This is a genomic window from Rhizobium sp. PDO1-076 (assembly GCF_000247475.1).
Lineage (GTDB): Bacteria > Pseudomonadota > Alphaproteobacteria > Rhizobiales > Rhizobiaceae > Allorhizobium.
This window is the reverse complement of sequence record NZ_AHZC01000223.1, coordinates 1-2,223: the sequence shown is the minus strand read 5'-3', so window position 1 is coordinate 2,223 and position 2,223 is coordinate 1. Positions and strand designations below refer to the sequence as shown.

Sequence of the window (2,223 nt, the reverse complement as noted above, 5' to 3'; positions counted from 1 at the left end):
TACCGCTGGCGCTGCATCTGCTGGCATCGTCAACGGTGGCGACGGGGCCACGATCACGATTGGCGGTGGTGCGATTTCCACAACAGGCGACGGATCCTTTGGCATGCTTGCTTATGGCAACGATGGAACGGTTACGATCAGTGGCGGCACAATTTCCACGACGGGTGCATCTTCCTTCGGCGTATTCTCGGGTGGCGACGAGAGTGTTCTCACGATGACCGGCGGTGCGATTTCCACGACAGGAAAAGGGGCCAATGGCTTGGAGATCCAGGGCGGTGGGAACACGGCTGTGATCAGCGGCGGCACGATTTCGGCGACGGGGGAGGACGCGTCCGCCATCTTTGCTTTTGCGGATGATCTCGAGACGATCTCACTGACGATTGGTACCGATGCCCGGATTGTCGGCAATATTTTAGGTGAAGGTGAGGGCACCATCGGCCTCAGCCTGAACGGGCTTGGGGAAGGCTTGCTGGAGAGTGACGTCATCGGGCTTGCCAGCCTGACCAAGACCGAGAGCGGGCGCTGGACGCTGAATGGTGATATCATTGGCGGCAGCGACATTGTCATTGAGGCGGGGCTGTTGTCGATCAATGGCCAGGCCGGCGAGAGTTTAGTCCAGGTTGCCTCGGGCGCCACGCTTGGCGGCACGGGCACAGTCGGAAGCACGACCGTTGCCGCTGGCGGCCGGCTGGCAGCCGGCAATTCGATCGGCACACTGACCGTCGCCGGTACGGCAACCTTTGCGGCCGGCTCGGTGCTGGAGGTCGAAGTTGCCGCAGGAGAGCAAAGCGACCTTGTCGCTGTCGCCGGTGTGGCGCAGATCGATGGCGGCACAGTCCACGTTCTGCGCGCGCAAGAGGTGCCGGAGACCCGGGAACGCGACCTGGACGGCCGTTACGTGATCCTGACGGCTGAGGATGAGGTGACCGGCGTGTTTGACGCGGTCACGGAAGAGTTTGCGTTCCTCGATGCAAGCCTTGCCTATGATGTCTCGAATGTGTTTCTGACGCTGCAATTCAACGGCCTTGATTTCTCGGCATTTGCCGGAACCCCGAACCAGATTGCGGTGGCCAACAGCCTGCAGGATCTGGGTGCCGGCCCGACCTTTGATGCGGTGCTGGGTCTGAACGAAGACGAGGTTGCCGGGGCGCTCGACGCGCTGTCCGGCGAGGTCCACGAGGCCATCCATGGCGTCTTGATCCACGACAGTCAGCTGCTGCGCAATGCCATCACGGCACGCCTGGCTGCTGCGGCGTTTGATGCGGAGACGGGAGGGACTGGGTCGATGACGGGCACGGGCACGCAGGCCGAGTTCGGGGTGCAGGCAGAGGCAGAGGTCTGGGGACCGGATACGGCATGGCAACTGCCGCCCCTTGACGCCGCCGGCGCGTCGATGTGGATCGATGCGGGCGGTAGCGTTGTGGCGCGTGCGGGCGATGGCAACGGGGCAAGCTACGACCAATCTGGCGGCAGTCTTCTGGTTGGTGGCGACATGATGGTGGAGGACTGGCACCTCGGCCTGGTGGGTGGTTATGGAGAGACGTCCTTTGCCGTCGATGACCGTGCGTCTTCCGGCGATGCCGAGAGTTATCATGCCGGTGTCTATGGCGGGCGGCAATGGGGTGCGCTGGCGCTGCGCACCGGACTTGGCTACAGCCGACACCGGCTCGACATCGAACGCAGCGTTGGGTTCTATGGTCTCGATGAGACGCTGTCTTCCGACTATGCAGCCCGGAGCCTGCAGGCCTTTGGCGAAGTCGGCTATCGGCTGGACATGGGCGAGGCGGTTCTGGAGCCGTTCCTGGGTCTGTCCCATGTTCGCCTCTCGAGCGATGGCTTCACCGAAGAGGGAGGGCCGTCGGCGCTGACCGTCGCCGCACAGGATCACACCGTCAACTATTCTACGCTTGGGTTGCGCGGCGAACACGATGTCATGCTGCAGGGGATGGCGGTTCGGGCAAAGGGCAAGATCGCGTGGATGCATGCCTTTGGCGACACGACGCCGCAAGGGGTTCACAACTTTGCCGGCGGCGATGCCTTCACCATTGCCAGCGCGCCGATCGCCAGTGATATCGCCGTCCTTGAGGCCGGGTTCGATGTCAGGCTGAACGACACGTCAACACTCGGCTTCAGCTATAGCGGCCAAATCGGCGATGGCGGCAGCCGACATGCCGTCAATGGAACGTTCGCCGTCCGGTTCTAATGCTTGCCACGTTAGGGGAT

The 2,223-nt window shown here is 62.8% G+C and carries 1 protein-coding gene; it reads left to right on the top strand.

What is annotated here, in order from left to right; translation table 11 throughout:
• Positions 1-2,203 (top strand): autotransporter family protein (locus PDO_RS13635; protein WP_007602559.1); only part of this gene is annotated, 2,203 nt, incomplete at its 5' end.
• Positions 2,204-2,223 lie beyond the last annotated feature (20 nt).